The sequence below is a fragment of the Patescibacteria group bacterium genome (genome assembly GCA_041650995.1).
Taxonomy (GTDB): Bacteria; Patescibacteriota; Patescibacteriia; order XYB2-FULL-38-15; family XYB2-FULL-38-15; genus JAHIRI01.
The window spans coordinates 1-6,536 of sequence record JBAZJZ010000006.1 but is presented as its reverse complement, the minus strand read 5'-3'; the positions used below and the strand labels follow the sequence as shown (position 1 = coordinate 6,536).

At 40.5% G+C, this 6,536-nt stretch carries 10 protein-coding genes; 9 read left to right on the top strand and 1 reads right to left on the bottom strand.

Features of this window, described 5'->3' with window-relative positions; all coding sequences use genetic code 11:
- The 4 genes from WC445_04935 to WC445_04920 all read left to right on the top strand — a co-directional run.
- A partial coding sequence (locus tag WC445_04935) for a hypothetical protein (protein ID MFA5129266.1) occupies nt 1–378 on the top strand: 378 nt, incomplete at its 5' end.
- Nucleotides 379–381: 3 nt separating this feature from the next.
- A complete protein-coding gene (locus WC445_04930; GenBank protein ID MFA5129265.1) occupies nt 382–1,116 on the top strand; it encodes a hypothetical protein in 735 nt (244 codons plus the stop codon).
- A 179-nt stretch (nt 1,117–1,295) separates the two neighbouring features.
- Nucleotides 1,296–1,595 (top strand): pilin, encoded by a 300-nt coding sequence (locus WC445_04925; protein ID MFA5129264.1) that lies wholly within the window; start codon nt 1,296–1,298, stop codon nt 1,593–1,595.
- Nucleotides 1,596–1,781: 186 nt separating this feature from the next.
- Complete coding sequence (locus tag WC445_04920; GenBank protein ID MFA5129263.1) at nt 1,782–2,588, top strand: alpha/beta hydrolase; 807 nt, start codon at nt 1,782–1,784, stop codon at nt 2,586–2,588.
- A gap of 25 nt (nt 2,589–2,613) precedes the next feature.
- Here the strand turns inward: WC445_04920 and WC445_04915 are convergent, their stop codons facing one another.
- The gene (locus tag WC445_04915) at nt 2,614–2,835 is read right to left on the bottom strand and encodes a hypothetical protein (protein MFA5129262.1); all 222 of its coding nucleotides are present in this window, start codon (nt 2,833–2,835) and stop codon (nt 2,614–2,616) included.
- A 233-nt stretch (nt 2,836–3,068) separates the two neighbouring features.
- Between WC445_04915 and WC445_04910 the strand changes: the two genes are divergently transcribed.
- The 5 genes from WC445_04910 to WC445_04890 all read left to right on the top strand — a co-directional run.
- Nucleotides 3,069–4,256, top strand: a complete 1,188-nt coding sequence (locus tag WC445_04910) for an outer membrane protein transport protein (GenBank protein ID MFA5129261.1) — start codon at nt 3,069–3,071, stop codon at nt 4,254–4,256.
- A 283-nt stretch (nt 4,257–4,539) separates the two neighbouring features.
- Complete coding sequence (locus WC445_04905) at nt 4,540–4,977, top strand: hypothetical protein (protein MFA5129260.1); 438 nt, start codon at nt 4,540–4,542, stop codon at nt 4,975–4,977.
- A 192-nt stretch (nt 4,978–5,169) separates the two neighbouring features.
- On the top strand, nt 5,170–5,580 hold the full coding sequence (locus tag WC445_04900) for a hypothetical protein (GenBank protein ID MFA5129259.1): 411 nt from the start codon (nt 5,170–5,172) through the stop codon (nt 5,578–5,580).
- Between the two features lie 161 nt (nt 5,581–5,741).
- Nucleotides 5,742–6,176 carry an endonuclease domain-containing protein gene (locus WC445_04895; GenBank protein ID MFA5129258.1) on the top strand — a complete coding sequence of 145 codons (435 nt, stop codon included), beginning with the start codon at nt 5,742–5,744 and terminating at the stop codon, nt 6,174–6,176.
- 57 nt (nt 6,177–6,233) lie between these two features.
- Nucleotides 6,234–6,536, top strand: a 303-nt coding sequence (locus tag WC445_04890) for a hypothetical protein (GenBank protein ID MFA5129257.1), incomplete at its 3' end; no start/stop codon positions are given.

The following is a 6,536-nucleotide window of genomic DNA, read 5'->3' as shown; positions in this document are numbered from 1 at the left end:
GCAGAGAAAGAATTAGAAGCGGCTAAAATTGAAAAACAAAGGGCCTTAGTAAAGGCTGCAGAGAGATTTCAGGTTTCCAAGGTTGACGCAAAATCAATTTTGGTTTCCGGGCAGGCTAAAGGAGAAGGTATGGCCAAGACAATCAAAGCTATAGCCGACGAAGCGCAGCTGCCTGTCAAAGATGTTGTTGAATATCTCCGACAGTTGAGTTTCTTTGAGACTATAAGAGGTAATAAGGGTGTGATAATTTCTTCTCCTAACGGCCAGGCAGATGAGCCTGCAGCTTTCGGTGCTAAAGTAGCAGCTGGGTCGCAGCTTGCCAATGAAAGCCTTAAAGGAGCAGAAGTTTCTGATATTCAAGCATCTGGAGGTGAATGAGAAATGAAAAATCTTACTCCTCAGAAGAAAGAAACGCCGGCAGAAGAAAGAAGGGAGAGAGAAGATCAAAAAAATTTTTTTTTCTCTTTCCTGAAAAGCAGAATGAGCGACGAGGATTTTCGCAAGAAGACAATTAATGTTTTTTTGAATCTTTTTTTCCTCATGATCCTTGCTCTTCTTTTAGACAAGGTCCTGAAAGCACATGTCTTTCTTCGGCCTTGGTTTTTTAAACTCATCGCCTGTTCCGCGCTTCTTCTTTTTTTCAATATTTTGGAAGACAAGAAGTTCAAGATCCATAATGCAGTGAGAATTTTAACAGTTTTACTCATCGTTGTGTCTATCTGGTTTTCTCAGGATCGAGTTGATTTGGTGCGTTGGGTTTTGGGAAAATCAACTTTTTCCTCCGCCCCTCAGCCGTCCAAACAGCGGGAAACCGTCCTTGAGCGGACACTGATTGGCAAAGGCTACCAAGATGACGGAGCAGTATTCGCTGCCAAATTCGGGGCTGAGATTAAACCTGGCTATAAGGTTTCTTTGGTCTCGGAAAATGGAGAAAAATTCGATGTATCGTGGAACGGGAATTGGGTTACGAAAAACGGTGCATTCGAGTTTATTAGCGAATGTCAGGAAAATAGCGACTTTTTCATAGTCGCAAAAGATAGCTTGAAAGTTGTGCTGAAGATTCAAAAATCAGTGCAACTTCCGAAACAAGAGCATCTTGTTGCCTCGAACAATTAAGAGCAACGGATGCCATTATTGAAGAAGGGGAATTTCATTCTGAATTCCCCTTTATCTTTTTATAAAAATTTGGTATAGTTAAAATATAAATAATTTTTAAAAAAAGTATGAAAATATTTTATGTATTTGCGATATTAATGTTTATGGTGTTTCCATTTTTTTCTATGAGAGCGGCAAATATGCCAGCAACTGCAACTAAATGCACGGGTGGAGTTTGTCTCGACAACCCTCTTGGCGAAAATGTTACTCCGGAAATTTTTATTGGGAAAATCATTTTAGCTGTCTTGGGAATTGTCGGGTCATTGGCATTAGTGATGTTTATTTACGGTGGGCTTACCTGGATGACGGCTTCCGGAAATTCAGAAAAAGTGGAAAAAGGAAAAAATATAATAATTTGGGCAGTGATTGGTTTGGCGGTTATTTTCATGTCCTATGCGATGGTAAGGTTTGTGTTTACGAGTTTGGGCGGCGCTACTTAAAAAAAATTTAATCAAAAATATTTAAAACAGTTCCGAATACTCGGGGCTGTTTTTGTTTTTGGAAAAATTTTGCCTGTCTATTTTTGATAGTGGGGAGATTTAAAAGGTTTTTGACTTTTATTAATTTCTAAAATATAATAATGTATCGGTCATAAATAAATTGTTCTTTTCAAAGGAGATGGGAAATTGAGGGTTGAGAAAACGAAAAAGATTTTTTTTATTCCCGGAATGTGGAGCAGTGGAGATGTTTTTTCTGAATATTTACAGTTTGCGAGTAAGAGGGGCTACGAGGGCGAAGTAGCAGAACTCTATCGCGGGCAGGAAGACAAATTTGCTGGCTTGGGCAGAATCGGACTTTCTGACTACGTAGAGCAGGTGGGAAGAGATATAAATATTCTTTCTAGGGGAAAGAAATATTTTGTTCTCGGCCATTCTCTCGGCGGGCTGATTGCTATGATAGCGGCCAGCCGGAAAATAATTCAACCAGAAGCCATGGTTTTGCTTATTCCGGCTGCACCTCGGGGAATACCAAGCATGACAATTTCCGTCATGCGAAGTTTTTCTCAAATCTTCGCTAAAACCCTTTGGCGGCGGGAACAAGCCAGCATCAGTTTCGCCAAAGCCTGTTATGCATTCTTCGAGCTGGTGCCAATTTGCCACCGCTGGCGGATATTTCAAAACTTCGTACCGGAATCAAGCCGGGTAATAGAAGAAGTTGGATTGTGGTTTTTTGACAAAACAAAGAGTTCGGAGGTTATTGGACAAAACATCAGTTGCAATGTTTTGGTTATTGCCGCCACCCAGGACAGAATAATTCCGGCTAAAGTAGTGAAAAAAACTTTTCGAAAGCTAGATCGGGAAGTTCCCATTGGCTTTCGAGTTGATTATCGGGAGTTTCCTCATGCCCATTGGATTTTGTCTGAACCGGGCTGGGAAGAGGTAATCGGTTTTATTCTCTCTTGGCTGGAAGAGGATTTTTCTCCTTCTTCTTGACAAAACAAAGAGTTTTTGTTAATATTCAAGTATTGATTAACTTGATCATTTTCTCAACAGAAAGGAGGTGATTGCGATGTTGAGAAACTTCCGCAATTATACCCTGGCTTTCGGCCAGCAGATCGTTATGATTATCATCGCTTTCAGCCTCCGGATATTTCACCGGCCTGCCCATCCTCAGAAAAACGCTGAAAGGACTGCCAGCCGAGTCCGCAATCTGAAGACAGCTTAATGCCGTCTTCTCCATTATGCGGGCGTTCTCCCTTGAACGCCCGTTTTTTTATTTATAAAATTTTTTACTTTGGCGGGCCCTTAATGTGATAGATTTTCTAAAAATGAATTTTAAAATAAGGGGGTATTAATTGACATTTTTTGATATTTATGCTAACTTTTTAAATCAGCTTTTGAAATTATCTTACTGTTGACCCCAAAAAACATTAACTCAAAAAGGAGGAAGTAATGAGAAAGCCGGTTCTTTTTATGGTTATCATTTTAACTCTGGCGGCTGCCAACGTAGTTGACGCTGCTGGCGTTAATCGCCTGGGCGGAGTCGGACCGCGTGCGGCCGGAATGAGCGGTGCCTATATGGCAATAAGCGATGATGCTTCCGCTTTTTATTATAATCCGGCTGGACTTTCCAGAACAAAGGGCGGATATGCTTTTGTCGGAGTTGAATCAATAACTCCGGAGTTCAGCTATCAACTTCCTTCAATTCTCGGCGGATTTTCCGAAAATTCAAAAAATGGAGTTATCTATTCTTTCCCGTTGATCGGAGTTTCACATTCCGTCGGTGACTATTTTTCCATCGGCCTCGGCATCAATAGCCCCTATGGCCTTGGTGCGAAGTTCAAGGGCGATGCGTCGCATGGTTTTCCGCAGACGGAAAATTTTATCGGCTTGACTGATTTTACGCCTGCAGTTTCTTTTCGGCCTGCGGATAATTTTTTCTTTGGTTTGTCAGCGAATATCGGTTATGGTTCGCTGAAAAGCAAAGCGCCCTTTAGCGTCGGCGGACAAGTTTCCGGAATATCCGATAGCCGGGCAAATGGCTGGGGAATCGGCGGGACATTGGGTTTTATCTGGCAGGCATCGGAAAAAGTGGATATAGGATTTTCTTATCGCACCAAGACGAAAGTCAGTTTGGAAGGCGATACGAAATTTACCACCGTTATTCCCGGTCTGACTGAAGACAATTTTCAATCAAGCTTTGTTTTTCCGGCTCGCCTGACAAGCGGAGTAGCAATTTGGCCGGCGGAAAAATGGCTTCTGGCCTTTGACGCCAATTGGTATGACTATTCCGGCGTCCGTTCTCTGGATATTGATTATAAAAAGTTGCCGGATGAAAAACAGATGCTTGACTGGAAGAATAATTATAGCTTGCATTTCGGCGCGGAGTATCATCTATTTGAAAAAATATTTTTGCGCGCCGGCACTGGCTATCAATCTTCAGCCGCACCGGATGAAACCGTCAGTTCTCTGACTCCGGATGTTAGCGGCTGGGATATGACTTTCGGTCTCGGCTACCAATGGGATAATTTTTCTTTTGATGGAAGTTATATCTACGCTTGGGGAAACCGGGAAGTCGGTTTGGCTGCCGATCGAGTTGCTCCCGGAGAATATGAAGCCAAGATCGGGTCTTTCGCTCTTGGTCTGAGCTATAACTTTTAAATAAAGTCGTTCTTTTCTAAGAAGGCAGAGAAATCCGCCTTCTTTTTTTTAATTTTTGTTCAAGAAATGATTAAGGAAATAACTTGACAAAATAAGAATTTCTGGTAAAATATTGGAAGATAAATTGAGTTCATTTACATATAAAAGCATATTTTTCTTTCATTTTTTATTAAGATCTAAAGGAAGGAGGAGTATGGTGAAAAGAAGACGCAAAAGCGGTTGATAGAATCTTTCCGTATTTTAATTTTTTCGTTCCATTAACAAGAAAGTGGAGGGACGATCAATGAAAAGATTCATGGTTGCTTTATCTGTCCTGGCTATTGTTTTTTTCGTGGCCGGGTGCATTTTCGGCAATGATGACAGCAACAGCGAGGGAGACAAGAGAATTGATGTCGGCAAATCCCTGGCGGGCACATGGAGTCGATATGGCTCAAACAACACCACTTATCATGTGGTGAAATTTTTTACCTACAATTCAGATCTGGCAGTTGGAAATTTCCAAAAGCGTGATTATACCGTCAACAAAGACGGCAGTCATACCCAGACATGGACCGGCTCCGGTCAGTATATGATCGAACTGAAAGAAGACGGATATGAGGAAGATATGATCTCTCTCAATTTCTGGGACGCGTATGGCAATTTGATAACGACAACGAGCTATGCGTTCTCTCTCAACGGCAATAAGCTCACCCTGAGCGGGGATGTTTATGCCAAAGAATGATTTTTCGGCGAATAAGGAGGCGGAATGATAAACCGCCTTCTTTTTTTAATTTTTCGGCACCCCGCCTTTGTCAATTTTTGGCAAGATGGGTTTTAAAAAACAGGGGGAATGCTTCAAGAAGTTTGACTAAAGAAGATTGGTATGATAATTTTATTTATTGCTCATTTAATTTTATTTCAAAGGGAGGTAAATATGAAATTCTATATAATGGAGCGGGGAATCTGGGAAAAAATCTCAGCTTCGGAAAGAAGGGATCATGCTACCTTCTTTGCGGCTGGGAATAAGCGGAGCTTGAATAGTCGGGTAAAAGTTTTTTCCGGTAAGTATGCCAATGACACCAAAATCAGAAGACTGGAAAAAATCTTAGCCGCCTCTGAAAAAAAGTTGAGAATTAAAGTTTGCGGACCGGTTATCTTTTTTGGCCGCCCGGTGGGGATAGAGCAAATTGGCGGAAATAATTGGGATCGGAAGGGCGACAGTTATTTAAAAACAGAAATAGTCCCCGGCAAACTTTATTGCTATTCCTGGGTTGCAAACAGCTCAGACAAAAATCCCATCTGCGTTTCCTTTGAAATTCTCAAAGAGAAAAAGAAGAAAAAATAAGGGCTGAAGAACAAAATATTTTTCGGTCCTTTTTTAATTGTTAAGGAAGAATCCCCCTCGCCCCCTTTGACAAGGGGGAGATTTGGCAGAAGGTGGCGTGCCCCCTTGATAAAGGGGGTAAGGGGGATTATATTAATAAGAGAGATATTATTATCAATAATATGGATTGCGATTATTTGCCGTATAATAAAAAGTTAAAAGAAAGATCTCGGGAATTGAGAAATAATATGACCGCCGCGGAAAAGAAATTGTGGTATGAGTATTTAAGAAATTATAAATATATATTTTTAAGGCAAAAACCGATTGATAATTATATTGTTGATTTTTTTTGTTCAAAATTGAAACTAGTTATAGAAATTGACGGTGAAACGCATATTACAGAAGAAGATAAAAAATATGATAAAAGGAGAACAATGATATTAGAAAAATACGGCTTGAAAGTTTTGCGTTTTTGGAATTATGATGTTTTAAACGGGGTTGAAATTGTTGGCGAGATGATAGAAAGGGAGATAGGAAAAATTGAAAAATCTTTTTTAAGGAAAAATCCCCCCAACCCCCTTTATCAAGGGGGAGACAATCCCCCCAACTCCCTTTGACAAGGGGGAGATAAAATCCCCCTTACACCCTTTAATAAGGGGGTATATAATATAATTATGGAAATAGATTTGGAATTGCTCTCAATTCAAAACCCTTGGTGGACGCAGGTAGGAAGCGGGGAAAGGGTTATTAAGAGCTTAAAATTTGATCCGGTTATAGAATTTTTTGAGCGCCAGCCTTTTCGACAGGAGCCGAAAATTTTGGCTGAGTTTAATTTTAAAAAAGATGCCATCTATACTCTTTACGGCGGGCGCGGAAGCGGTAAGACTACGATTTTAAAGCTTTTGATAAAAAAATTAGCAGAAGAAAAAAAGGTTGATCCGGATAATATTTTTTATTATTCCTGCCACAATTTAGAA